Genomic DNA, 22,586 nt, shown 5'->3' with positions numbered 1-22,586 from the left:
CCCGGCCCCGTGTGACCACCATCCTTCCCGGCGGGAGCGCGTGGCGCCTCCGTGGTGACCACGGAGGCCACCACGGAACACGCCCCGTGGGCGCCCCGCACCGTAGATGAACATGCTCATATTGGACTACACACATATATGAGCTAGCATCTATGCATGTCTCTGCGGCACGCCATCCTCGGGATCCTGTCCGTCAAGCCCATGAGCGGCTACGACCTCAAGAAGGCCATCGACTCCAGCGTCGGCCACTTCTGGACCGCCGACCAGTCGCAGATCTACCGCACCCTCTCCGCGCTGGTGGAGGAAGGACTGGCGTCCCGCGGCACCGTCGTGCAGGAGGGCCGCCCCAACCTGCACCCGCACACCGCCACCGAGGCGGGCCTGGCCGAACTCGACCGCTGGCTCGCCTCGCCCCTGAAGACCCCGCCCACCCGCGACGCCTTCCTGGCCCGGGTGTTCTTCGCCGACCGCCTGCCGCCAGAGCGCATCCGCGAACTCCTCGACGCCCGCCGCCGAGAGATCGCCGCGGAACTGGCCGAACTGGAGGCGATCGAGATCCCGGACCCCGCCACCCTGCCCGCGGGCGTCACCGAGACCGGCTACACGCTGCGCCTGGCCGCCCTCGACAACGGCATCGCCCACGCCCGCGCCGAGCTCGCCTGGCTCGACGCGACCGAACGACGACTCGAACGGATCACCCCATGAGCCCGCCCTCCGCGGCCCGCCTGCACCGCATCGCCGCCCGCTACGCCGCCAAGCCCACCGTGTCCGCCCTGGCCGCCGCCATCGAGCAGCCCTCCACCGGGTTCTCCTGGAGCCACGGAGACACCGACCGCCCCTACTTCATCGCCAGCATCACCAAGCTGTACACCGTCGCGGTCGTCATGCAGCTGCGCGAGGAGGGCGCGCTGACCCTGGACACCCCCGCCGCCGACATCCTCGGCCCGGAGGCGGTGCGCGGCCTCAACACCCACGGCGGCAGCGACCACGGCCCGCGCATCACCGTCCGCCACCTGCTGGCGCAGACCTCCGGCATCCCCGACTACTTCGAGCAGAAGCGCCCCGACGGCACCACCTTCCTGGCCGACATGCTGCGCGCCGACGCCGCCTGGACCTCCGACGAGCTCATCGACATGGCCCGCGGCCTGCCGAGCCCCTTCGCCCCGGGGAGCCCCGGCCGGGCCTACTACAGCGACACCAACTACCAGCTGGTCGGGCGCATCATCGAGACCGCCACCTCCGACACCCAGGAGGCCGCCCTGCGCACCCGGATCACCGGACCGCTCGGCCTGCACGACACCTGGATGCTCACCCCCGACACCCTGGACCGCTACGGTGAGGTCGCCCCGGTCCTGCACCGCCGCCGCGCCCTGCACATCCCCAGGGCGATCGCCTCCTTCCCGCCCGACGGCGCGGTGGTCTCCACCGCCGCCGACCAGCTGCGGTTCCTGCGGGCGTTCACCGCCGGGAAGCTGTTCCCGGAGCACTACCTGGCCGAGATGACCGCGCACTGGAACCCGGTCTTCTCACGCCTGGCCCCCATCGACTACGGAACCGGGATGATGCGGTTCCGGGTGCCCCGCGTGCTGTCGCCGTTCACACCGGTCCCGGCGATGGTCGGCCACGCCGGCGCCTTCGGCAACGCCCTGTTCCACATGCCGGAGCGGGACCTCTTCGTGGCGGCCACCGTCAACCAGATGGAACCGCGCTCCCTGGTGCACAACATGGTGGCGCAGCTCGTCGCCCGGTTCTGACCGCCCGGGTCCCGCTCGGCCCGGTGTGTCCGGGCGCTGTGTCCCCACCACCGGGAGCAGCCGCGGCGCACCCTCCGGCGGGGAGTCGGTCCCGGCCGTGCAGATGACCACCCGCCGGTCCCGGTCGGCGACGTCCAGGACGCCGCAGCCCAGGGCCGGGGGCCCGACCAGCGGGTGGTCCATGGTCTTCGCAGCCCGGGGACGGGGCTCGAGTCGTGGGCGTCCCGCAGCCGGGCGAACCCCCGTACTCCCGGCACGGAGGTCCCCCGCCGGTGACGCCACCCCGGGGTCGTCGGGGTGGCGGGCGGCGGCGCGCACGCGGTCACCCCGGACGTGACCGACCCGGCCACGCTCGGGGCGGGTTCTTCGCCGCGGAGGGGCCGGTGCCGTGGTGACCGCGGCCCCCGGCCCGGCCGTGGTCTAGGCTCGGGGCCGTGAGCGACGGCGGTGCGGTGGACGAGGAAGAGGAGCGGCGGTTCTTCGCGGGACTGCCCGCCACCCGGGGTGCGGCCGGGGCGCTGATCCTCTCCCCGGCGGGCGGGGTCCTGCTGGTGGAACGCCCCTACCGGCCCGACCAGCCCTGGGGCCTGCCGGGCGGGATCATCGAACGCGACGAGTCCCCGCTGGCGGCCTGCCGCCGGGAACTGGAGGAGGAGCTCGGGGTCCGGGCCGCGGTCCGGCGCCTGGTGGCCGTGGACTGGGTGCCGGGCGAGGGCGTGCGCACCACCGCGCTGCACTGGCTCTTCACCGCCGACCTGCCCCCGGGGGCCGAACCGCGCCTGCCCCCGGAGGAGCTGTCGGGGTGGATGTGGGCGGCTCCCGACCGCATGGGCGCCCTGCTGGCCCCGCACACCGCCCGCCGGGTCCGTGCGGGGCTGGCCGCGGCCGCGGCGGGGGAGACGGTGTACCTGGAGAACGGATACCCGGCGCCGGGCACGGAACACTGAGCGCGCCCGGCGCCGGTGCGGTCGGAGGGTCGACGTCCTGTACCCGGACCGGGCCCCGGGCCGCTGTGGGAGGGCGTCGACGGCGGAGCGGAGTGGGCCCCGACCTGTACACGTGGTGCGCGCGGATATAGTGTCATGCCAAACCGACCGGGCGGTATGTCAACGGGAGCCTCCATGGAAACGGCACTTCGGATCTGTCCGCTGTGCGAAGCCACCTGCGGCCTCACCCTCACCATCGACACCGGGCGGGTGACCGCCGCCCGCGGCGACCGCCAGGACGTGTTCAGCGCGGGGTTCGTCTGCCCCAAGGGGGCGACCCTGCCCGCCCTCGACAACGACCCGGACCGCCTGCGCCGCCCCATGGTGCGCGAGGGCGGGCACTGGCGCGAGGTCGACTGGCCCGAGGCCTTCGCCGCCGTCGACGCCGGACTCTCCGGGGTCGTGCGCCGCCACGGCCGCGACGCGGTCGCCGCCTACCTGGGCAACCCCAACGTGCACACCCTGGCCGGACAGCTGTACTCGGGCCTGCTCGCACGCACCCTGGGCACCACCAACGTCTACAGCGCCAGCACCGTCGACCAGATGCCCAAACACGTCTCCTGCGGGCTGATGTTCGGCGACCCGTTCGCCATCCCCGTCCCGGACCTGGACCGCACCGACCACCTGCTCATGCTCGGCGCCAACCCGGTCGAGTCCAACGGCAGCCTGTGCACCGCACCCGACTTCCCCGGCCGGCTCAAGGCGCTGCGCGCCCGCGGCGGCCGCCTGGTCGTGGTCGACCCCCGGCGCACCCGCACCGCCGACCTCGCCGACGAACACGTCCCCATCCGGCCCGGAACCGACGCCTACCTGCTCTTCGCCATGGCACAGACCCTCTTCGCCGAGGAGCTCGCGGACCCGGGAGCCCTGGCCGGACACGTCGAGGGCCTCGCGGAGGTCCGCGCCCTGGCGAAGGAGTTCACACCCGAGGCCGTCGCACCGGTCTGCGGTGTGGACGCCGACCGCATCCGCGCCATGGCCCGCGACCTGGCCGCGGCGCCCACCGCCGCCGTCTACGCCCGCGTGGGCACCACCACCGCCGAGTTCGGAACCCTCACCAGCTGGCTCGTGGACGTGCTCAACCTGATCACCGGAAACCTCGACCGCCCCGGCGGCGCCCTCTTCCCCCGACCCGCCCACCGGCCGGCCGGCGCCGGCCGCAGCCGCCCCTTCCGGCTCGGGCGCTGGAGCAGCCGCGTGCGCGGCCTGCCCGAGGCCAAGGGCGAACTGCCCGCGGTGACCCTCGTCGACGAGATCGCCACCCCCGGTGCCGGGCAGGTGCGGGCCCTGGTCACCGTGGCCGGGAACCCGGTGCTGTCCACCCCCGGCGGCGACCGCCTGGACCGGGAGCTGGCCGGCCTGGAGTTCATGGTGAGCGTGGACCCGTACCTCAACGAGACCACGCGGCACGCGCACGTCATCCTCCCGCCCGCGCCGCCCAGCCGCACCCCCCACTTCGACCTCGCCTTCGCCGAACTGGCGGTGCGCAACACCGTCCGCTACTCTCCCGCGCCCCTGCCCCTGGGCGAGGGGGAGGCCGACGAGTCGCTCATCCTGCGCCGGCTCGTGCAGATCGCCGCCGGCCAGGGGCCGGACGCCGACCCCGACGCGGTGGACGAGGCCGAGACCACCAGGATCCTGGCCCGTGCCGTCGCCGACCCCGACTCGTCCGTGTACGGACGCGACCCCGCCGAGCTGACCGCGGCCCTGTACCCGGGCACCTGGCCCGAACGCCGGATCGACCTGCTCCTGCGCCTGGGCTCCTACGGCGATGCCTTCGGCGCCCGCCCCGACGGCCTCACCCTCCAGAGCCTGCTGGACGCGCCGCACGGCGTCGACCTGGGACCGCTGGACCCCCGCGTCCCCGAGATCCTGTCCACCGCCTCCGGCCGCATCGAGGCCTGCCCCGCGCCCCTGGCCGAGGACGTCGCCCGCCTGAGCGAGGGCCTGTCCGTGCGCCGCCACTCCCTGGTGCTCGTGGGCCGCCGCCACCTGCGCTCGAACAACAGCTGGTCGCACAACGTCCCCCGGCTCACCGGCGGCAGCAACACCTGCACCCTGCACGTCCATCCCGACGACGCCGACCGCCTGGGCCTGTCCGAGGGAGCCGAGGCCACCGTGCGCAGCGCCTCCGGCGAGGTGAACGCCCCCGTGGAGCTCACCGACACCGTCGCTCCCGGCGTCGTGAGCCTGCCGCACGGCTGGGGACACGGCCTGCCCGGCACCCGTATGACGGTCGCCGCGCAGAACCCGGGGGTCAACGTCAACGCCGTCACCGACCCCTCGGTGGTGGATCCGCTCTCGGGCAACGCGGTCCTCAACGGCGTCCCCGTCGCGGTGCTGCCCCACGGCTGACCGGCCGGGCCCGGCCGGTCAGCGCGCCCGAGCCGGTGAGTTCTTCGGCGGTGTGCTCCGCCATGGAAGGCCTCCGGTCGAGGGCAGCCGAGCGGTGGACCGTGCGTCCGCCCCGTCCGCGGCCGGGACTCCGGGTGGGCGCCACCACCCGGATTCCCGGCCGCGGACGGGAATCCGGGAGCGGGGAAGGGCCGCGGGCGGGCCGGTCAGCCGCGGACCGGGGAGGCGCCGCGTTCGGCGGCCGCCACCCGCTCCCGGCGCCTGCCGTCCCTGAACATCCAGGAGTAGGAGCCGGGCTTGCGCGCCTCGTCCACCAGGTACTTCGTCAGGTTCTTCAGCGCGCTCGCCTTGATCCCCGCGGCGAGCCGGCCGCCGATGTGGTACCTGTTGGCGACGTCGTCCCTGGAGGCGAGCTGCAGCACCGCGGCGCGGCCGCCCAGGCCGATGCACTGGCCGAAGAACCCGATCTCGATCGGCGCGGGCTCCCGGCCCGCCATGTGCGCCAGCACCGTGTCGGCCGCATGGGCGCCCAGCGGGATCGCGGACTGGCAGCTCATCCGCAGCGGCATACCGGAGGGTGCGGCGCAGTCCCCGGCCGCGACGATGCGCGCGTCGTCGACGCTCGTCAGCGTCTCGTCGGTGAGCAGGCGCCCCTCGGGGTCGGTGCTCAGGCCGCTGCGGGCCGCCAGGTCGGGCAGGCCGAACCCGGCGGTCCACACGGTGACCGCACCGGACAGTTCACGGCCGTCGGCGAGCCGGACGCCCTCCGCGGCCACGGCGGTCACCTTGGTCCGGGGGCCCTCGACCACGCTCACGCCGAGTCCGGTCAGCCGCGCCGAGGCCGCGGGCCGCACCCGGGGGTGCAGGTAGGGGCCGAGCACACCGCCGCAGACCAGGGTCACGGGGCGGCCCTCCTCGGCGAGTTCGGCCGCGACCTCCATGCCGGTCGGGCCCGAGCCGACGACGACCACCGGGGCCGACAGAGGGGTGTCGTCGAGGGCGCTCCGCAGTTCGCGGGCCTCCTCCAGGGTGGCCACGGGGAAGGCGTGCTCGGCCGCCCCGGGGACGTCCGGGGCGGCGCCGGCGCTGCCCACCGCGTAGACGAGGCGGTCGTAGCCGATCGTGCCGCCGCCCGCCAGCCCGACGGTGCGCCCGGCCGTGTCGATCCGCTCGGCGGTGCCGACGACCGGTTCGACGCGTTCGGCCAGGAGCCCGTCCAGATCGGTGACGGCGTCGTGGGACCCGCCCACCAGCTGGTGCAGGCGGATGCGCTGGACGAAGTCCGGGCGCGGGTTGACCAGGGTGACGGCGACGTCGTCGCGCTGCGTCAGCCGGTTGGCGGCCATGACGCCCGCATACCCGCCGCCGATGACGACGACCCGGGTTCTCTCACTCATGGTGTCTCCTCCGTTTCCAGGGGTCGACCACGAGACACCGCGCTCCCGGCCGCTGTGACACCCGGGAGGATCACACACGGAACGGGTCACGGGGGCGGGTCCTCAGTCCCAGACCACCGACCACACGGACATGCCCCGCGGCACCGGCGGAACGTCCAGGTACCCGTCCACCAGGCCGGAGACGACACCGCTCGATTCCAGGCCCTCGACCCAGGCGGTGCAGGTCTCCTCGTCGGCCGCGGTGCACACCGCGACGGCCTCCGCCGACAGCTGCTCCAGCTCGACGGTCTCGGGGTGGGGCTGGACCCGCACCCACGCCACGTCGCCGCGGCTCTCGATCCCGCGCAGGCATCCGACCAGGACCGACAGCGGAGGGCGGCCGTACCCCCACTGGTTGGGGGCGATGCACTCCTCGTCGTCGTTGCCGTCGAAGAACTCGTCAAGGGTCAGCAGGGGCATGGCGCCCGCAGCGGAGGTGCGGGCGACGATCCGGGCCACGGAGATCATGCCGCGATCCTCGCACGGTGGCGGAACCGGTTCCGCCACCCGCACCGCCGGGTGGCCCGACCCGGCCACCGGACCCGGGAACACCGCCCCCGGAACGCCCATCCCAGAGGACATGACCCCCAAGGGACGGGGCGGCCGCCGAGCCGCCCGCCTCACCGTTGACGCACTGCTCACCCACGCCACCCACACCACCGTGGTCGCGGCCCTGGTCCTCGTCGCGGGGCTCCTCCCTGCCGCCGCCCACATCCGAAGCACCGCGAAGGAGGAGACCGGACCGGCCGCCACACGCGAGGTGACCGAGCTCCACTCGCGGATCCGCCTCGGTGCCGACGGAACCGTCCGCGTCACCGAGCGCCTCACCTACGATTTCGCCGACGACGGCGCCCCGGCCGTGCGCCGTCTGCCGCACACCGGCACCGTGGCCGACTCCCCGGTGCGCGACCTGGGCCTGGAGGACGTCCGGGTGACCGACGACGGCGACGCGGGACCCGTGGAGGTCGCCCGCGACGGCGCCTGGACCGAGGTCACCATCGGCGACCCCGACCACCCGCTCGGCGGGACCCGCACCTTCGAGATCGAGTACGCCTACCGGAACCTGGTGGTTCCGGGCGACCAGGGCGACCCGCGGCTCTTCTTCAACGTCGTGGGGACCGAGTGGACGGTCCCCGTCCGCGACGTCACCGCCCGGGCGGAGCTGCCGGGCGAACCGCGAGCGGCCTCCTGCCACGCCGGCCCGGAGGGCTCCCGGGACGCCTGCACCTCGACCGGTGAGGTCGGCGACACCATGGAGTTCACCCAGGACCTGGTCGAACCGGGGCAGGCGATGAGCATCGACCTCACCCTCTCCCCACAGGACGTCGCACTTCCCGAGCCGGAGCCCGAGCCGGAGCGGGAGGGCGCGGGGCCGCCCGCCGGGGTGTGGTTCACGCTGGGCATCCTCGCCGTCCTGGGCTTTCTCGTCCTCAGGCCGGGAAGGTCCTCCCGCGGTGGTGCGGGCGGCGGCCACTACTACGGCGGAGGCGGGTACGCGGGGGGAGGTTCCTCCGGCGGCGCGGGCGACGGAGGGGGAGGAGGCGGGGGCGACTGAGCAATACCGGTTCGAGGGTTTCCTGTCTGAATCCTGGCCCTCTCGCCGAAAAGTCTCAACCGAAGTTTCAAAGATAGCGTTGAAGCCATGGCTATCGACATCAAGGACACCGTCCATGCCGTCGGGGCGTGCGCCGTCATGGGCCTGCTCCAGGGACGCCCGCGGCTGCTCGCCCTGGGCGAGCCCGTCCACGGCGAGGACACCCTCCTCCGCCTGCGCAACGACCTCTTCCGGCAACTCGTCGAGCAGGAGGGCTACCGGACGATCGCGATCGAGAGCGACTGCCTGTCGGCAACGGTCGTGGACGACCACGTCGTCTCGGGTGCGGGCACCCCGGACGACGTCATGGAGCGCGGATTCGGCCACGGATGGGGCGCCTTCCCGGGCAACCGTGAACTGGTGCGCTGGATGCGCGCCCACAACGAGGGACGGCCCGCCGCCGAACAGGTCCGCTTCGCCGGATTCGACGGCCCGCTGGAGATCAGCGGAGCGGCGAGCCCCCGACAGGCCCTGACCGCCCTCCACGGCCACCTCGCCGCCCGGGTGGACGCCGACCTGCTCCCCTGCACCGCCGACACCCTCGAGGAGCTGCTCGGCTCCGACGAGCGGTGGACCGAGCCCGCCGCGATGATGGACCCCGCCCGGTCGGTGGGCCGTTCGGACGACGCCGCCCGGCTGCGGCTGCTCGCCGACGACCTGGCGGCACTGCTCGACGAGCAGGCACCGCAGCTGATCGCGACGTCCTCGCCACAGGAGTGGGAACGGGCCCGGCTGCACGGGCGCACCGCCACCGGACTGCTGCGCTACCACTACTGGATGGCCGACACCTCGCCCGGGCGCATGGCCCGGCTGCTGGGCGTGCGGGACGCGATGATGGCCGCCAACCTGCTCGCCCTCGCCGAACGGGGGCCCGTGCTGGCGAGCGGCCACAACAGCCACTTCCAGCGCGGTCGCAGCACGGTGGGGATGTGGCAGGGGCAGGTGGAGTGGTGGAGCGCCGGCTCACTCGCCGACGCCCGCCTGGGGCGGGAGTACGCCTTCGTGGCCACGGCCGTCGGCACGATCCGCCACCACGGCGTGGGCACCCCGCCCGCGGACACCGTCGAGGGGCTGCTGTACGCGCTCCCGCAGGAGAGCTGCGTCGTCGACCCCCGCGCCCTGGCCACCGCACTGGACGGTACGGCGCCCGCCGCCCGCGTGTCCCCCTGGTTCGGGTACGCCCCCCTGGACCCCGGACACCTGACCGCCGTCGACGGCCTCCTGTTCGCCGGGGACGCCCGCTAGCGGCCGTGCCCGGTCCCCGCCCGGCGGGGGCCGGGCACGGCCGGGAGGATGCCGCCGTGCTCCCTGCCGACCGGCACCCCGCCGACGGCATCGGCGACTTCCCCGCCGGGGCGGGGACTTCCTGTGCCCCGCCCGGCCGGGCACACCACGGCGCCGACGGCGGTCGGGAAACCGCGCACGGGCGGCGCCTGCTCCGCCCGCATGGACGAGGCCGTGTCCCTGCGGCCCGGCGCCTGGCCCGCCGCACCACCGGGCCCCGTACTCCGAACTCCCGGAGTACGGGGCTTTCGTATGTCCGCCCCCGGCCGACCGGCCTGCCAGAGGGGGCGAAGGCGTCGTCGTGTCGGGCCAGGGGACGGGGTCATGGAGTGGTCCCCGCGTGCGATGGCTCTGACGGCGGTGGCGGCCGTCGCTGCGGGGGCGGGGTGCCCGTCCTCGTTCGTGCTGTGGTGCACACCTGTGCCCCAGGTCCGCGAGGCCGAGCAGGAGGAGGTCGTGGGCACCCGGGTGGGCGCCTGGCAGGAGGTGCGTACCAGCGAGGTCACCTTCCACCAGGACGGGACCGCCCACCTCTCCTGGCTGCACAACAACCACATAGGCATGGGCGATGACCGGTCCGCGACCGGTTCGGGGACCCGGGAGGTGTACGAGACCGAGAACACCGGTCCTCAGGTTCTGCTCCGCATGGCCGAGGCCACCGGGTTCGAGGAGCAGCCCCCGGACTCGCCCCACCACCGGCCCGGCGGCTCCCCGAGGATCCCCCGGGACCGCTCATGGGGGTTCGGCCTGGACCGGGGGTCCGGTGAGCTGCGCATGTACCTCTTCCTCGGCGATGGGGACCTGCGCGACCACCACTGGTTCGAACGGTCCGGGCAGGAGTGACCGTTCGGACGCGGGGCGGGTGGTCGCCGAACCTCAGAAGCCGCCCATGGGGTGCTGGTGGTGCTGGTGGTGCTCCCAGAACGGGTCGTGGGGCATGTGGTGGCGGGGCGTGCCGTGTCGGGCCTCGCGGCGGGCGTCGGCGATGCGCGCCGCGATACGCGCCGGAGCCATCACGGCGGTGATGATCGCCAGCGCGAGGAGGAACGTGCCGGTGCCGCCGATCTCCAGGGTGAGCACCATCCAGGTACTGAGCCAGGCGACCAGCCACAGCCGCAGCGCGTTGGAAGCGACGAGGATCGCCGACACCGCTCCGGGTACGGGCAGGGACAGTCGCAGGGAACCCACCGTGAGGTTGAACAGCGCCGCCAAGGCGAGCACCAGGAGACCCTGCTGCCACAGCGGCCCCTCGCCGAGCCGGACACCGTCGAGCAGCGTCACCAGCGGCACCGCGCCCGCGCACAGGACGTACTGGGCCGTGGCCCGTACGGCCCCCCTCGCCCTTCCGCGCTTCGTGAACACGGCCAGGGCCGTGGTCGTGGTCGTCGATACGGCCGCGGCCAGCGCGGTGGCGGCGAGGGCCGGCCCCGCCCCGGGCGGCCGTATCGGCGAACCGGTGACGGCGTACCAGCCCCAGACCAGTGTCGCGACCGCCGCGACGGTGGCGAGGACGGCGAGCGCCTTGACCGCCACGAGCGCGAGGCCTATGTAGAACCGTCGGCGTATCGGCGCGAAGAACTCCCAGGCGGACTGGGAGGACCAGGCGTCCGCGTCATCGAAAAAGGACTGGTCGTTGCGCTGCGCGAGCCCGACCAGCGGCCTGCGGCTCACCCTGGTCAGCAGGAGCGAGGCCGGAATGAACACACCGACAGCGACGAGCACGACGAGTGCCTGTTGGGAGACGGGGCCTGGAAGCCGCAGTGCGGGCACCAGCGCGAGGGCCGCCCACACACCGAGACCGTGGGCGGCCGCGGTCCTGGCCGCCCACAGGCCTCGGCGGCCGAGACGAAGGACGGAGGGGGTGATGCGCCGGGGGGAGCGCTGCATGGGGTCTCTCCTCTTTCTTCCTCCCATACCCCCTCCGGTGGTGTTCGTCCCGGCTCCCCCTTGGGGAAAAGGGTTTGCACCTGCGGACGGCGCTCCTCTAACTTGGGCCTGCCCCGGCCGCCTACGTGAGGACATCGCGCGCATGACGCCCCCTGCTCTCTAGACCTGAGATTCACCTGTGCATCGGTCGCCGACGGACACCGTCGGCTCTCTTTCCCGTGCTCTTCCTCAGGTCCCAAGAGAGATCAGGTTTGTCCTCACACCTTCATTCCGCGCTGCCCTGGGCCGTGCGGCGCACCCGCCTGCCCCTGCTCGCCCTCCGCTGCGCGGACTGCGCCTCGGAACACGCCACGGTCGGCGACAGCAGGTTCCGCGTCAACGCCAACGGCAAGCTCCTGGACGTCTGGCTGCTGGTCAACTGCGTGTCCTGTGACCGGACCGGCAAGATCACCGTCCACGACCGCGTCCCGGTCCGCTCCCTGCCCGCAGACCTGCTGGCCGGGTACACGGCCAACGCGGCCTCCCTCGTCCCCGGTGTCCTCTTCGACCCGCTGATCGCGCGGCGCAACCGGTTCGCGCTCGACTGGGACGGGTGCTGGGAGCTCCAGGCGCCCCCGGTGCCGGAGGGGCCGTGGCCGGTTGAGGTCACGGTCGTCTTCGACGACCCCGTACCGGTCCGCCCCGAACGGCTCATCGCCCGGGGGCTGGGCGTCAGCCGCGCCGAGGTCCTGCGCAGGGCCAAGGCCGACGTCCCGCTGAACCGCAGGACTCAGCGGGACTTCTCCTTCCTGCTGCTGTGAGCCGTCCCGGGGCGGGGCGCGGCGCGACCGTGCCCCGCCCCGGGCGGTCCCGGATCGCGGGGGGTCAGTGGCAGTGGCCGTCACGGCCGAGGGTCTCCACCGGTCCCGCCCCGGGGCGGGACCACTGCGCCGCGGGGCGTCCGGTCGGCCCCCAGGTGGCGTTGCCGTCCGCGTCCGTGCGCCAGTACCAGCACGGGCCCCGCCCCCCGGGCCACCCCTCGGGCTTGTCCTCCCAGGCCTCGCCGCGGCCGTAGGGGGTCATGTCGAGCAGGCCGAGGGAGCCGTTGACCCGCTCGGTGCCCCGGCCCGTCGTGGAGTAGGTCAGGAACACGCGGTCGCCGTCGCGCAGGAACGAGGAGAGGTACCCCATCTCGCCGCCGACCGGCTCGTCCAGGCCGCGCACCGAGTACCAGGGCACGGTGTAGCCCATGAAACCGACGAAGGGCGCCACCTCGTCCCAGGCCCCGGCGGTCAGGACGGCGAAGGAGACGCCGCGGGCGTTGAGGTAGGAGGCGTCCTGGAGGTGCCAGGCCACGAAGGTGCAGCCCTCGCACTGGCCCTGGTGGGGAGCGCCGTCCCACCACATGTGCTTGTACACCGCGAGTTCCTCGCGGCCCTGGAACAGGTCCAGGAACGGGACGGGGCCGTCGGCGCCGGTGACCTCGACGGTGCCGTCGAACTCGACCATGGGCAGCCGGCGGCGGGCCGCGGCGATGGCGTCCCCCTCGCGGGTGTGGGCCTTCTCCCGGACGAGGAGCTCGTCGCGGGCGGCCCGCCAGGCGGCCGTGTCCACGACCGGAGGGCGGCCGGACGGGGTGGTGTCGGGAGCGGTCGGCATGGTGTCCTCCGTGGTTCGTCGGATGCCGTACGGCACCGTGCGTCGTTCACCATGGTGGACACACTCCCGGTCCGGAACTCATCGCGGCCGCGCGCGCCTTTTCGGATGACTTCCCGTGTGGTGGTGTGAAGACACCTGACGCCCCGACCGGTGACGGCCCGCCGGTCGGCGGGCCGTCACCTCTGCGGTGTCAGGCCGGGGCGGGAGAGCGGACGGCGCCTCCGGGGCGCCGTGTCCGGGGGCTCAGGGGCAGCGCCGTGACAGGACGCAGAACTCGTTCCCCTCCGGGTCGGCCAGCACCACCCAGCTGCCCTCGTCGCCCTGGCCGACGTCGGCGTGCCGGGCACCCAGTCCGATCAGGCGCTCGACCTCCTGCGCCTGCTCCCGGTCGGTGGGGTTGACGTCGATGTGCAGCCTGTTCTTGACGGTCTTGCCCTCGGGCACGCGCGCGAACGTCAGCACCGGCGGCACCGGGCCGGGCCGCTCCCTGCCCTCGGGTGCGGCGGGCGAGCCGATGACGATGAAGTCGTCCTCCTCGCTCTGCACCTCGTAGTCCAGGACCTCGCACCAGAAGCGGGACAGCCCCGCGGGGTCGGCGCAGTCGATCGCGAGCTCGGTGAATTTGCTGGCCATGTCGTCATCTCCCGGTGAGGTAGCGGTTTCGCCGCCCCCAGCCTGCCCGAGAACCGTGCGCCCACACCATTGGTTTCCGGCCCCGCCGCCGGAGCCGCGGGCCGCTCCCCGGAGGTGGGGGGCCCGCGCGACCCGGCCGTCGGGCCCCGACCGGGGCCCGGGTCAGCGCCGTCCGCCGAACTCCCACTCGCGGACCTCCACCTCGGCGTACCGCTCCCCGCCGAGCACGGCCCGCGCGGCGTCGGCGTCCGGGGCCTGCACCAGCGCCGCCGTCCCCACCCGCAGGGAGCCGTCGTCGGACAGCAGCGGCCCGTAGGCGACCAGCGCGTCCCGGTCGTCCGGCACCGCGGCCCCGGCCGTGCCCTCCGGGCCCAGTCCCAGGACCAGGTAACGGGTACCGCCGTCGCCGGGGAACTCCCACATCGTGCGCCCCAGCAGGTTGCGCCACCGGCGCAGCAGCACGTCCCGGTACGCCCCCGCCTGGTAGCCCGGTTCGTCGAAGGCGAACGCGCGGGCCGCCGCCGCGTCCGGCAGGTCCACGATGTGCACGCTGCCGACCGGCGTCTCCCCGTCCTCGTCGAAGGCGGGACCGCGGGCGACCATCGCGTCCGCGAACCGGTCCATGTACGACCAGTGCGCCTCCAGCAGTTCCATGCGCAGCGCCAGGGAACCCCGCCGGTCGCGGTGGTAGCAGAAGAATTCCATGCGGCCAGTCTCCACCCGCGCCGACCCGTCCCGGCCGGGGCGGGCCGCCTTCACCGGGAAGGACCGGCCTCCACCGCTGTGACCTGTGAGGACGCCGACACCTTCCGTGCCGGGGGTCGGCGGCACCGGCCCGGGTTCCGTGCGCCGGTCCGCAGTGCACGGAACCCGGGCACGCTCAGGCGGGGAGCCGGTCGAGGAAGTCCGCGACCAGCGGTGCGATGTCCGGCAGGTGGTCCTCCAGTGCGAAGTGCCCGGTGTCGAACAGGTGCAGCTCGGCGTCGGGAACGTCCCGCAGGTAGGCCAACGCGCCCGGTTCGGGGAAGAAGGGGTCACGGGCGCCCCAGGTGATGAGCACCGGCGGCCGGTGCTCGCGCAGCCACGCCTGCCAGGCCGGGTAGGCCGCGACGTTGCTCTTGTAGTCGTAGGCCAGCGCGAGCTGGGCCCGGGTGCGTCCCGGCCGGTCGAGGAAGACCCCGTCGAGCAGGGGGCCGTCGGGGTCGACCAGCTCCGGGGCGGCCACGCCCGTCTCGTACTGGCTCCGGACGCCCTCCCGGGTGAGCAGCCCCAGGACGGTCTCCTCGGCGCCGGGCGTGTCGGGGGTGAGGGCGATGAAGTCCCGCGCACCCGGCGACAGCCCCTCCTCGTAGGCGTTGCCGTTCTGCACCACCAGGCCCGTGATCCGTTCGGGGCGGCGCAGGGCGTGGCGGAACCCCACCGGCGCCCCGAAGTCGAACATGTAGAGCGCGTACCGCTCCAACCCCAGCGCGTCGGTGAACCCGTCCACGGTCTCGGCCAGGCGGTCGAAGGTGGGGGCGAACCCCTCCGGTTCCCTGGTGCGCCCGAACCCCGGGTAGTCCGGTGCGATCAGCCGGTACCGGCGCCCCAGCACGTCGATCAGGCGGCGGAACTGGTGCGATCCGGACGGGAAGCCGTGCAGGAGGAGCAGGGTCGGGGCCTCCCCGGTCTCGGGCAGGGACTCGCGGTAGAAGACGTCGGTCCCGTCGACGGTGACGCGGCGGTGGGCGGTGCGGCCCGGGAGGGCGAGGGGCGGGGGAGCGGTGCGGGGTGCGGCCGGAGCGGACATGTCACATGCCTCCTTGGGGAGAAGATGCATTAGTTCTACCCCTGTGCCTCTAACGCGTCAATCGGTGCATGTAGCATTAGCCCATGGATGAGCGCGGACCCCTCACCGGTGAACCCCTGCCCCTGGACCTGGTCAACACCCGGCCAGCCGACCCCGACGGCCACCGCACGGACCTGATCGGCACCCTCCCGGGCCTGGCCTCCTGGCTGGCCCTGGAGGCGGACCGGCTGCCCGCCGAGGCCCGGGGCCCGGCCCTGGCACCCGCCCCCGCCGACCTGGCCGCGCTGCACGCGGTCCGCGCCGACACCGAGGCCGTGGTGCTGGCGCTGATGGAGGGCACCGCTCCGCCGCGGGAGGCGCTGAACGGCCTCAACGCCGCCCAGCGCGGCGCCCCGCCGGTCCGGGAACTGCGCTGGGACGGCGCTGCGGTGGCGTCCGCGACCCGCCGCACCGGCCCGGCCGGGGCGGTACTGGCGGCGGTGTTCGCCGAGGCCGCCGCGGACCTGCTCACCGGGCCCAAGGCGGCCGCGATCAGGCGGTGCGAGGCGCAGGACTGCGTCATGCTCTTCCTACCCGCCCACCCCCGGCGCCGCTGGTGCTCGCCCGCCCGCTGCGGCAACCGCACCCGCGTCGCCCGCTACTACCGCCGCCACAGGACCGCACCCGCCTCCGACGGCTGACACCGCAGGGCCCGCGGCCCGCCGGCGGGCTCCACCCGTGCACACCGGCCGGCACCCGGACCGGTCCGCGATGTCGTCGGCGGCCGATAGCGTTCCGCCATGAGTTACGCGCTGACGGCCTACGTGGTCGACCTCGACGTCCTGCACCGCTCCGTGGCCTCCGAGGACGACAGGCTGCGGCGGATGATCGGCGGCCGCTTCAAGCGGCAGCTGGAGCACTTCGACGGCCAGTTCGCCGGCCCGGACCTCCTCCCGGTCCGCGAAGCGATCCGCGCGGTCATCGAGGGCGGGCCCTTCGACCCGGAGCAGGGCACCATGTACGGCTACGCGTACAGGTGGATCTGCGAGTTCCACGGGCGCTTCCTGGACAACAGCGACTTCTCCCCGATGAGGGCCGGGTGGCTGGAGACCGTCGGCGAGGGGATGCGGGCACTGGGGGTGACCGCGGTCGACGTGGAGGACTTCGGCCTCGGTCACGCCCCCGAGCCGATCCCGGCGCCCGACTTCCTGCCCTGCTACGGCGAGTGGAGCCCGGAGCGGTGCCGCAAGGCGCTCGAGCAGTGGGAGTCCGCCACCGACACCGACAGGGCCGGGCTCGACCCCTACGTGCTCCAGGCGGTGGAGGCCTGCATGGGGTGGTGCCGGACCGCGGACGCCGCCGGCCGGGGCGTGGCGGGCTTCTTCAGTTGACCGGCCCACCGCGGGGACCCGCGGGCGCGCCCGGACTCCCACCGCGCCCCGCGGGGCACGCGCCCTTCCTGCTGCGGCCGTGGGAGGAGGCCGACCTGCCCCTGGTCGTGGCGGCGGCCGCCGACCCCTACACCGTCAGCGTCACCACGCTCCCCGACCCCTGCGACGAGGCCGCCGCCCGCCGCTACATCGGCGACCGGGCACTGGTGCTCTCCCGCGGGACCGGCGTCCCCCTGGTGATCGCCGACGCCGGCACCGGGCGGGGTGTCGGCGGCCTCACGCTGTCGCTGCGCGACGCGGCCGAGGGCCGCGCCTCCCTCGGGTACTGGGTGGCGCCCGCCCACCGGCGGCGCGGCGCCGCCGCCCGCGCCCTGCGCCTGGCCGCCGCCTGGGCGCACGACTCCCTCGGGGTGCCCCGCCTGGAGCTGGCGATCGAGCCGTGGAACACCGGTTCGCTGCGGGTGGCCGAGGGAGCCGGGTTCCGCCGCGAGGGCCTGATGCGGCGGTGGCAGGAGATCGGCGGCGAACGCCGCGACCTGTACCTGTACGCCCGCCTGGCCGACGACCCCCGCCCCTGACCCGCCGGCCGCCCGGGGCGGGAGCCGTGGTCGCCGCACCGGTCCCGCCGGGCCTGGACGGGCTCGGACCCGGTGCGGCGCCCTCGGGGCACCCTCCGCAGGCGCCCTCGGAACCGCCGTACCCGGCCCCCGACACGGTCCCGGTGGGGAGACCGGATTGTGCCGCGGGGCGGAAGGCGCTGGTATGGCTCCATGGACCTCGTGACCTCCCTGCCCGCGTTCCTCCTCGCCGTGGTGCTGATCTCGGCCTCCCCCGGACCCGCGATGGTGCTGATCATGCGCCGGGCCGCGCTGCGGGGCCTGCCCGGCGCCGTGCCCACCGTCCTGGGGCTGGAGGCGGGCCTGTACGTCTGGGCGCTGTGCGTGGGCGCGGGCCTGGCCGCCGTGGTGGCCGCCTCCGAGACCGCCTACCTCGTCCTGCGGGTGGTCGGCGCGGCCTTCCTGCTCTACCTGGGGGTGAAGGCGTTGCTGTCCGCCCGGCGCGCGGGAGCCCCCGCCGGGGCGGAGGCCGTCGACGCGCACTCGTCGCGGGACCCCGGGCGGGCCTGGTGGCGGGCCTTCGGGGAGGGGGCCCTGGTGATGCTCGCCAACCCCAAGGCCGCCGCCTTCATGCTCGCGTTCTACCCGCAGTTCGTCCCGGCGGACCGGCCGCTGTTCACCACCACCGCACTGCTGGCCCTGCTCCAGGTCGCCGTCGAGATCGTCCTGTACCTGGCGCTGGCCGCCGTGGTCGGGCGCGCCGGGGCCTGGTTCCGGCGCCCGGCCGTCCGCCGCTGGTCGGACGCCGTCAGCGGGACCGTGCTGGTCGGCCTGGGGGTGCGGATGGCCGTGCACGGCCGCTGAGGACGGCGAAGGCCCCGGGCCCCGCGAACGGGGTCCGGGGCCGGGGACCGGTCAGGCCGGGGCGCGCAGGTCGCGCGGCTCGGCCTCGGGCAGGCCGCGCCCGCACTCGGTGCACTCGACGCGGCGGCGCACCGCGTAGGCCGCCGTGGCCACCGCCAGTGCCGCACCCCACACCGCCATGCCCAGGAACACCCAGGTGTGCAGGTCCGAGGCGACGGTCAGGCCGTCCTGCCCCATGACGATCTGCACGATGATGCTGCGCCCCATCGCGACCAGCGCCACCGCCACCACCGACGCCGGGACCACCGCCAGCGCCACGGGGATCCGGCGGCCCACCAGGCCGACCGTCCAGAACGGGAAGCGCACGCCCCAGCGCAGGACCAGCCCCGTCATCAGCACGGTGCCGACCACCGCCGCCGTGCCCAGGCCCAGGCCGATGGCCAGGGTCCCGGGGTCCGCGGCGAGCTCGTCGGAGAAGTCGGCGCCCATGCCCGGGGCGACCCCGAACAGCCAGGGGAAGCGCAGCGCCGGGTACATCAGGGAGCTCAGGCAGGCGACCAGGACCGCGATCCGGCCCACCCGCAGCGCCCCCACCCGGGTCGCGTGCTCGGTGTGGGGCGTCCAGCCGAGGGCGCGACCGCAGTGCGGGCAGGCTCCGCGCGCGGCCCGCAGGGCCGACAGCCCCGCCACCGCCCACAGCGCCGCACCCGCGGTGAAGAACAGCAGGCCCAGGGTCTCGGGCTTGACGAGCTCCGCCACCCACAGCGCGGTCAGGCCGGGCACGATCCAGGCCGCCACCGGCATGATCATCGTGTACCCCATGAAGGCCAGCAGGCTCCCGGTGACGAACAGCACCACCGCGGCCGCCGACAGCCCCCAGGCGGTGTAGGCCACCGCGCGGCCGCCGCGGCCCGGGCGCATCATCAGTACGGCGCACACGCCGCCCGCGGCCCCCAGCGCCAGGGTGAGCCAGGCTGCCGTGCCGGTGCCCCAGCGCCCGTACAGGGACCCGAACCCGTCCTCGGCGGGGACCGCCGCCGGCAGCAGGCCGGCGACCTGGCCCAGGCCCAGGGCGAGGGCCACCGCCGACCAGGCCAGCACGGCCCAGGTGATCGGCGCCGTCCGCGCGGCGGGTACGGCCGGGGGAGTGGCGGGGGGTGCTGGAGTGTTCACGGCGGGCTCCTCAGGGGCTCTCGGTGTCTTCTCCCCAAGCCTGTCGGGGCACCCCGGGCCCGGTCCTCACCTCGGTGGGGGAGACGCCTCCCCCGGACGGGGGAGCCCGGTACGGCGACGGCCCCGCGCCCGGGGAGCCCGGGCCGCGGGGCCGTCGGCGGGAGAGGGGAGGGCTCAGCCCCGGGAGGCCCGGTGGGCCTTCTCCAGGGCGGAGGCGAACACCTCCACCGGCTGGGCGCCCGACACCCCGAAGGCGCGGTCCATCACGAAGAACGGCACCCCCGTCGCACCCAGCCGCCGGGCGGTGTCGATGTCGGCGTCCACCTCGGCGGTGAAGGCGTCCCCCGCCAGCACCTCGCGGGCCTCGGCCTCCTCGAGCCCGATCTCCACGGCGACCTTCACCAGCGTCTCGGGGTCGGACAGGTCCTCGGCCCGCACCAGCTGGGCGTTCATGAACGCCTCGTGGGCGGCGTCGCCCAGCCCCCTGCTCTGCGCCAGGTGCACGAGCCGGTGGGCGTCGAAGGTGTTGGCCATGACGCCGGAGGCGAAGTCGTACTCCAGCCCCTCCTCGGCGGCCACCTGCGTGACCTGCTCGGTCATGGCGCGCACCTGCTCGCGCGGGGCGCCCATCTTCTTGGACAGCGCGTCGTAGACCGGGACGCTCTCACCCCGGGGGAAGGCCGGGTCGAGCTGGAAGCTGCGCCAGGTGACCTCGACCTCGTCGGCGTGCTCGAACGAGGCCAGCGCCTTCTCGAAGCGGCGCTTGCCGATGTAGCACCACGGGCAGACGATGTCGGACCAGATCTCCACCTGCACGGAACGAACCTCCCACTCACCGGCACACGCCGTCCGAGCACGCGGGCGCGTCCTCGGTCCCCACCGTCACCAGGCCCGTGACCATGGTCAGGGGCGGTGCCGGGGCCGCGGTGTCCCCGCGCCCCCCGGTGGTGTCGGCGGCCTCCTGCGGCGCGGTCCGCTCCGGGTTCCGCTCGTCCACGACGCCCCCTCACTTACTTATTGTGCGTAGCCACATTATCAGTGAGTATGGAGGAGTCGCAGGCCGCGGACAAGGAGGCACATTGATGTCCGGAACGAACACGGATGTTCCCTCCGCCGAGCAGGTCGCCGTCGAGGACTGCCCCGTCCGCGAGGTGCTGGACCGCATCGGCGACAAGTGGAGCGTGCTCGTCATCGTGCTGCTCGGGTGGCGCACCCACCGCTACAGCGAGCTGCACCGCACCATCGACGGCATCAGCCAGCGCATGCTCACCCTCACCCTGCGGGCCCTGGTCCGCGACGGCCTGGTCCGGCGCACCGCCCACGCCAGCGTCCCCCCGCGGGTGGAGTACTCCCTCACGGAGCTGGGGCGCACCCTGCTCGAACCCCTCACCGCCCTGAACCGGTGGGCCGCCGAACACCGCGACGACATCCGGGCCGCCCGCGAACGCCACGACGGCGGACGGCCCGGCGGCTGAGGACGCTCACGCCCCGGCGGCCCCGGTCCGCCGCCCCCACCGGGCGGCCTCGCGCCCGTGCGCGGCCGCCAGCATCTCCCGCACCCGTCCCGCGGTCGCCTCACCGGGACAGACCACCGACACCCACCCCTGGGCCGCGTACACCGGGTGGGCGATGACCCGGTCGAACCCGGCCGGGTCCACCTCGCCGGCGTGCTCGGGGTGCGCGGCCGGGGAGTGGCCGACGAGCTCCTCGAACAGGCGCCGCCCCACCGCCGCGTTCACCCGGAACACCCCGGGCCGGTCCAGCCGCGAGGCGGTGTCGAACCCCGGGTAGTCCTTGACGATGATCGTCGCGAACGGCATCCCCCCGCTCTCGTAGGCGTTCCCCTCGGGGTCGAAGTAGAAGAACACGTCGCCCCAGGCCGCCTCGGGCGCCCCGATCTCCGGCCCGGCCCGCACCACGCGCACCCGCGGCAGCTCCCCGACGAACCCGACGATCTCCTCCGGCGTCATCACACGGCCTCCCACAGTCGGTCCACGGACCCCGGTCGGCGGCCCGTACCTTCCATCGTGGCCTTGAACTCCTTTCGGAACCCTGGCGCGGTACAGCCCCGGGCCACAGGCGACGGCGAACCCGGAACCCTCCGAACGGGCATCAACGAGGCCTCCCGGGGGCGGCCCCCGTCAGCCCAGTGCCCACCCCGGCAGCGCCTCCGTGCGACCGCCCCACTCCGGATCGACCGCCCCGGACGGGCCCGCCCCCAGCACCCCGCCCACGATCGCCGCCACCGTGTCCATGTCGCCCCCCGGCGCCACCGCCGCCCACAGCGCGGACCCCAGCGTCCCCCGCAGGTGCTTGGCGGCCACCCACAGGGCGAACGGCACCGTGTCCAGGGCCCGCACACGGGACCCGTTCCCCAAGCGGTGGGCGGCCCCGACCGGCTCGGGCACGATCAGCAGGGCCCGCGCGGCGCGCACCCCCTCCCTCAGGGCCCCCTCCGGCAGGTGGTCGGCCACCCGGCCCAGGAACGTCCCCGGCGCGCCCGCACCGCCCCCCGCCACCAGGGCCGCGGCCACCGCCACCGCGACCGCCCCGTCCACCGCCTCGGGGTGGGTGTGGGTGACACGCGCGCTCACCGCCGCCCACCCGGCCGCCGACTCCGGGTCGTCGGCGAAGAACGCGCCCAGCGGGGCCACCCGCATCGCGGCCCCGTTCCCCCAGGAGCCGGCGCCGTCGAACAGACCCCGCGCCAGGTCCCGGTGGTCGGCCCCCTCGCGCACCAGCCGCAGCAGGCGGCCCGTCGAGGGCCCGTACCCGCGGTCGAAGTCGTGGTGGTCGGCGAAGGACGCGGCGAGCCGGTCGGCGTCCACACGCCCGTACCGGACGACCTCCCGGTACACCGACGCGGCCATCTCGGTGTCGTCGGTCCACCGCCACGGGCCGGGCGGCAGCTCCCGGGCGCGGTGCCGGAACCGGTTGCCGGGGACGAAGAACAGGGAGCCGAAGGCGTCGCCGACCGCCAGGGCGGACAGGCTGGACAGGGCTCGCCGGGCTTGCTCGGAAGATGCGCTCATCGCCCGCCATCCTGTCCCGGGAGCACCGCCCGCGTCCACAGGGCCCTCCGGAGGAGCGCCACCGCCCCGGAACGCGGGGAGGGCGCCGCAGGACCCGCACGAGAGCCGTGTGACCGACGTCCCAGCCGGGCGCATACCGCCCCTGTCCTCGGGATTCGCCCTATCACTCGCCCCCCACCTGCGGTGACAGCACAACGAAACATGCCCGACACCATCGCCCAACGCCCGGGTAAC

General features: G+C 74.6%; 25 protein-coding genes and 1 pseudogene. 13 read left to right on the top strand and 13 right to left on the bottom strand.

Annotated elements, in window-relative coordinates; translation table 11 throughout:
* The first annotated feature begins 156 nt into the window (after nt 1-156).
* Together ACSUPR_RS02425 and ACSUPR_RS02420 are read left to right on the top strand one after the other, a co-directional pair.
* Nucleotides 157-705, top strand: a complete 549-nt coding sequence (locus tag ACSUPR_RS02425; RefSeq protein ID WP_436889148.1) for a PadR family transcriptional regulator — start codon at nt 157-159, stop codon at nt 703-705.
* Complete coding sequence (locus ACSUPR_RS02420) at nt 702-1,754, top strand: serine hydrolase domain-containing protein (protein ID WP_436889146.1); 1,053 nt, start codon at nt 702-704, stop codon at nt 1,752-1,754. The genes ACSUPR_RS02425 and ACSUPR_RS02420 overlap by 4 nt, the downstream gene beginning before the upstream one ends.
* Nucleotides 1,755-1,880: 126 nt before the next feature.
* Here ACSUPR_RS02420 and ACSUPR_RS02415 read toward each other — a convergent pair.
* A pseudogene (locus tag ACSUPR_RS02415) lies at nt 1,881-2,036 on the bottom strand (hypothetical protein); the annotation flags it as partial.
* A gap of 152 nt (nt 2,037-2,188) precedes the next feature.
* Between ACSUPR_RS02415 and ACSUPR_RS02410 the strand changes: the two are divergent.
* Nucleotides 2,189-2,701, top strand: coding sequence for an NUDIX domain-containing protein (locus ACSUPR_RS02410; RefSeq protein WP_436889145.1), 513 nt, complete (start codon nt 2,189-2,191; stop codon nt 2,699-2,701).
* A gap of 174 nt (nt 2,702-2,875) precedes the next feature.
* Nucleotides 2,876-5,095 (top strand): molybdopterin-dependent oxidoreductase, encoded by a 2,220-nt coding sequence (locus ACSUPR_RS02405; RefSeq protein ID WP_436889143.1) that lies wholly within the window; start codon nt 2,876-2,878, stop codon nt 5,093-5,095.
* 206 nt (nt 5,096-5,301) lie between these two features.
* Here the strand turns inward: ACSUPR_RS02405 and ACSUPR_RS02400 are convergent, their stop codons facing one another.
* Both ACSUPR_RS02400 and ACSUPR_RS02395 read right to left on the bottom strand, forming a co-directional pair.
* Entirely contained in the window at nt 5,302-6,492 is a 1,191-nt protein-coding gene (locus ACSUPR_RS02400; protein ID WP_436889141.1) for an NAD(P)/FAD-dependent oxidoreductase, read from the bottom strand.
* 102 nt (nt 6,493-6,594) lie between these two features.
* Nucleotides 6,595-6,999 (bottom strand): hypothetical protein, encoded by a 405-nt coding sequence (locus ACSUPR_RS02395; protein WP_436889140.1) that lies wholly within the window; start codon nt 6,997-6,999, stop codon nt 6,595-6,597.
* A 112-nt stretch (nt 7,000-7,111) separates the two neighbouring features.
* Here ACSUPR_RS02395 and ACSUPR_RS02390 point away from each other — a divergent pair, with 112 nt between their 5' ends.
* The 3 genes from ACSUPR_RS02390 (at nt 7,112) to ACSUPR_RS02380 (ending at nt 10,252) form a co-directional block, all read left to right on the top strand.
* Nucleotides 7,112-8,086: a DUF2207 domain-containing protein gene (locus ACSUPR_RS02390; RefSeq protein WP_436889138.1), complete on the top strand. Its 975-nt coding sequence runs from the start codon at nt 7,112-7,114 to the stop codon at nt 8,084-8,086.
* Between the two features lie 87 nt (nt 8,087-8,173).
* Nucleotides 8,174-9,370, top strand: a complete 1,197-nt coding sequence (locus tag ACSUPR_RS02385; RefSeq protein ID WP_436889137.1) for an erythromycin esterase family protein — start codon at nt 8,174-8,176, stop codon at nt 9,368-9,370.
* Nucleotides 9,371-9,733: 363 nt separating this feature from the next.
* Entirely contained in the window at nt 9,734-10,252 is a 519-nt protein-coding gene (locus tag ACSUPR_RS02380) for a hypothetical protein (RefSeq protein ID WP_436889136.1), read from the top strand.
* A 33-nt stretch (nt 10,253-10,285) separates the two neighbouring features.
* On the opposite strand, the gene ACSUPR_RS02375 is transcribed toward ACSUPR_RS02380, so the two are convergent.
* Nucleotides 10,286-11,296, bottom strand: coding sequence for a hypothetical protein (locus ACSUPR_RS02375; RefSeq protein WP_436889134.1), 1,011 nt, complete (start codon nt 11,294-11,296; stop codon nt 10,286-10,288).
* 251 nt (nt 11,297-11,547) lie between these two features.
* Between ACSUPR_RS02375 and ACSUPR_RS02370 the strand changes: the two genes are divergently transcribed.
* Nucleotides 11,548-12,096, top strand: coding sequence for a DUF1062 domain-containing protein (locus ACSUPR_RS02370; RefSeq protein ID WP_436889133.1), 549 nt, complete (start codon nt 11,548-11,550; stop codon nt 12,094-12,096).
* A gap of 64 nt (nt 12,097-12,160) precedes the next feature.
* Here ACSUPR_RS02370 and ACSUPR_RS02365 read toward each other — a convergent pair whose 3' ends face one another.
* From ACSUPR_RS02365 to ACSUPR_RS02350, 4 genes are all read right to left on the bottom strand, one after another.
* On the bottom strand, nt 12,161-12,934 hold the full coding sequence (locus tag ACSUPR_RS02365) for a DUF899 family protein (protein ID WP_436889131.1): 774 nt from the start codon (nt 12,932-12,934) through the stop codon (nt 12,161-12,163).
* Between the two features lie 243 nt (nt 12,935-13,177).
* On the bottom strand, nt 13,178-13,567 hold the full coding sequence (locus tag ACSUPR_RS02360; RefSeq protein WP_436889129.1) for a VOC family protein: 390 nt from the start codon (nt 13,565-13,567) through the stop codon (nt 13,178-13,180).
* Between the two features lie 162 nt (nt 13,568-13,729).
* Nucleotides 13,730-14,272: a YciI family protein gene (locus ACSUPR_RS02355; RefSeq protein WP_436889127.1), complete on the bottom strand. Its 543-nt coding sequence runs from the start codon at nt 14,270-14,272 to the stop codon at nt 13,730-13,732.
* Nucleotides 14,273-14,447: 175 nt separating this feature from the next.
* The gene (locus ACSUPR_RS02350; RefSeq protein ID WP_436889125.1) at nt 14,448-15,356 is read right to left on the bottom strand and encodes an alpha/beta fold hydrolase; all 909 of its coding nucleotides are present in this window, start codon (nt 15,354-15,356) and stop codon (nt 14,448-14,450) included.
* Between the two features lie 83 nt (nt 15,357-15,439).
* On the opposite strand from ACSUPR_RS02350, the gene ACSUPR_RS02345 reads away from it, so the two are divergent.
* From ACSUPR_RS02345 to ACSUPR_RS02330, 4 genes are all read left to right on the top strand, one after another.
* Nucleotides 15,440-16,036, top strand: coding sequence for a CGNR zinc finger domain-containing protein (locus ACSUPR_RS02345; RefSeq protein WP_436889123.1), 597 nt, complete (start codon nt 15,440-15,442; stop codon nt 16,034-16,036).
* A 99-nt stretch (nt 16,037-16,135) separates the two neighbouring features.
* Nucleotides 16,136-16,726 carry a DUF7691 family protein gene (locus tag ACSUPR_RS02340; protein ID WP_436889120.1) on the top strand — a complete coding sequence of 197 codons (591 nt, stop codon included), beginning with the start codon at nt 16,136-16,138 and terminating at the stop codon, nt 16,724-16,726.
* Nucleotides 16,723-17,304, top strand: a complete 582-nt coding sequence (locus ACSUPR_RS02335; protein ID WP_436889118.1) for a GNAT family N-acetyltransferase — start codon at nt 16,723-16,725, stop codon at nt 17,302-17,304. Before ACSUPR_RS02340 ends, ACSUPR_RS02335 begins: the two co-directional genes overlap by 4 nt.
* Before the next feature lie 192 nt (nt 17,305-17,496).
* Nucleotides 17,497-18,147 (top strand): LysE family translocator, encoded by a 651-nt coding sequence (locus ACSUPR_RS02330; RefSeq protein WP_436889116.1) that lies wholly within the window; start codon nt 17,497-17,499, stop codon nt 18,145-18,147.
* 51 nt (nt 18,148-18,198) lie between these two features.
* Here ACSUPR_RS02330 and ACSUPR_RS02325 read toward each other — a convergent pair whose 3' ends face one another.
* The 3 genes from ACSUPR_RS02325 to ACSUPR_RS02315 all read right to left on the bottom strand — a co-directional run bounded on the left by ACSUPR_RS02325 (nt 18,199) and on the right by ACSUPR_RS02315 (nt 20,317).
* Nucleotides 18,199-19,320 carry a hypothetical protein gene (locus ACSUPR_RS02325; protein ID WP_436889115.1) on the bottom strand — a complete coding sequence of 374 codons (1,122 nt, stop codon included), beginning with the start codon at nt 19,318-19,320 and terminating at the stop codon, nt 18,199-18,201.
* Nucleotides 19,321-19,494: 174 nt separating this feature from the next.
* Nucleotides 19,495-20,136, bottom strand: a complete 642-nt coding sequence (locus tag ACSUPR_RS02320; RefSeq protein ID WP_436889113.1) for a DsbA family oxidoreductase — start codon at nt 20,134-20,136, stop codon at nt 19,495-19,497.
* A gap of 16 nt (nt 20,137-20,152) precedes the next feature.
* Entirely contained in the window at nt 20,153-20,317 is a 165-nt protein-coding gene (locus tag ACSUPR_RS02315; RefSeq protein WP_436889111.1) for a hypothetical protein, read from the bottom strand.
* An 85-nt stretch (nt 20,318-20,402) separates the two neighbouring features.
* On the opposite strand from ACSUPR_RS02315, the gene ACSUPR_RS02310 reads away from it, so the two are divergent.
* Nucleotides 20,403-20,795, top strand: a complete 393-nt coding sequence (locus tag ACSUPR_RS02310; protein WP_436889109.1) for a winged helix-turn-helix transcriptional regulator — start codon at nt 20,403-20,405, stop codon at nt 20,793-20,795.
* Between the two features lie 6 nt (nt 20,796-20,801).
* Here ACSUPR_RS02310 and ACSUPR_RS02305 read toward each other — a convergent pair whose 3' ends face one another.
* Together ACSUPR_RS02305 and ACSUPR_RS02300 are read right to left on the bottom strand one after the other, a co-directional pair.
* Nucleotides 20,802-21,290, bottom strand: a complete 489-nt coding sequence (locus ACSUPR_RS02305; protein ID WP_436889108.1) for a DUF6194 family protein — start codon at nt 21,288-21,290, stop codon at nt 20,802-20,804.
* Nucleotides 21,291-21,461: 171 nt separating this feature from the next.
* A complete protein-coding gene (locus tag ACSUPR_RS02300; protein WP_436889107.1) occupies nt 21,462-22,352 on the bottom strand; it encodes an ADP-ribosylglycohydrolase family protein in 891 nt (296 codons plus the stop codon).
* Nucleotides 22,353-22,586 lie beyond the last annotated feature (234 nt).

This window comes from Nocardiopsis dassonvillei, assembly GCF_964273065.1.
Taxonomy (GTDB): domain Bacteria; phylum Actinomycetota; class Actinomycetes; order Streptosporangiales; family Streptosporangiaceae; genus Nocardiopsis; species Nocardiopsis dassonvillei_B.
This window is presented reverse-complemented; position numbering and strand designations above follow the sequence as displayed.

What these genes read in the sequence shown, in the direction of transcription:
- ACSUPR_RS02380 (WP_436889136.1), top strand. Translation starts at nt 9,734, where the DNA reads ATGGAGTGGTCCCCGCGTGCGATGGCTCTGACGGCGGTGGCGGCCGTC.
- ACSUPR_RS02395 (WP_436889140.1), bottom strand. Translation starts at nt 6,999, where the DNA reads ATGATCTCCGTGGCCCGGATCGTCGCCCGCACCTCCGCTGCGGGCGCC.
- ACSUPR_RS02365 (WP_436889131.1), bottom strand. Translation starts at nt 12,934, where the DNA reads ATGCCGACCGCTCCCGACACCACCCCGTCCGGCCGCCCTCCGGTCGTG.
- ACSUPR_RS02300 (WP_436889107.1), bottom strand. Translation starts at nt 22,352, where the DNA reads ATGAGCGCATCTTCCGAGCAAGCCCGGCGAGCCCTGTCCAGCCTGTCC.
- ACSUPR_RS02330 (WP_436889116.1), top strand. Translation starts at nt 17,497, where the DNA reads ATGGACCTCGTGACCTCCCTGCCCGCGTTCCTCCTCGCCGTGGTGCTG.
- ACSUPR_RS02390 (WP_436889138.1), top strand. Translation starts at nt 7,112, where the DNA reads ATGACCCCCAAGGGACGGGGCGGCCGCCGAGCCGCCCGCCTCACCGTT.
- ACSUPR_RS02400 (WP_436889141.1), bottom strand. Translation starts at nt 6,492, where the DNA reads ATGAGTGAGAGAACCCGGGTCGTCGTCATCGGCGGCGGGTATGCGGGC.
- ACSUPR_RS02305 (WP_436889108.1), bottom strand. Translation starts at nt 21,290, where the DNA reads ATGACGCCGGAGGAGATCGTCGGGTTCGTCGGGGAGCTGCCGCGGGTG.
- ACSUPR_RS02425 (WP_436889148.1), top strand. Translation starts at nt 157, where the DNA reads ATGTCTCTGCGGCACGCCATCCTCGGGATCCTGTCCGTCAAGCCCATG.
- ACSUPR_RS02360 (WP_436889129.1), bottom strand. Translation starts at nt 13,567, where the DNA reads ATGGCCAGCAAATTCACCGAGCTCGCGATCGACTGCGCCGACCCCGCG.
- ACSUPR_RS02340 (WP_436889120.1), top strand. Translation starts at nt 16,136, where the DNA reads ATGAGTTACGCGCTGACGGCCTACGTGGTCGACCTCGACGTCCTGCAC.
- ACSUPR_RS02310 (WP_436889109.1), top strand. Translation starts at nt 20,403, where the DNA reads ATGTCCGGAACGAACACGGATGTTCCCTCCGCCGAGCAGGTCGCCGTC.
- ACSUPR_RS02405 (WP_436889143.1), top strand. Translation starts at nt 2,876, where the DNA reads ATGGAAACGGCACTTCGGATCTGTCCGCTGTGCGAAGCCACCTGCGGC.
- ACSUPR_RS02385 (WP_436889137.1), top strand. Translation starts at nt 8,174, where the DNA reads ATGGCTATCGACATCAAGGACACCGTCCATGCCGTCGGGGCGTGCGCC.
- ACSUPR_RS02420 (WP_436889146.1), top strand. Translation starts at nt 702, where the DNA reads ATGAGCCCGCCCTCCGCGGCCCGCCTGCACCGCATCGCCGCCCGCTAC.
- ACSUPR_RS02375 (WP_436889134.1), bottom strand. Translation starts at nt 11,296, where the DNA reads ATGCAGCGCTCCCCCCGGCGCATCACCCCCTCCGTCCTTCGTCTCGGC.
- ACSUPR_RS02350 (WP_436889125.1), bottom strand. Translation starts at nt 15,356, where the DNA reads ATGTCCGCTCCGGCCGCACCCCGCACCGCTCCCCCGCCCCTCGCCCTC.
- ACSUPR_RS02355 (WP_436889127.1), bottom strand. Translation starts at nt 14,272, where the DNA reads ATGGAATTCTTCTGCTACCACCGCGACCGGCGGGGTTCCCTGGCGCTG.
- ACSUPR_RS02345 (WP_436889123.1), top strand. Translation starts at nt 15,440, where the DNA reads ATGGATGAGCGCGGACCCCTCACCGGTGAACCCCTGCCCCTGGACCTG.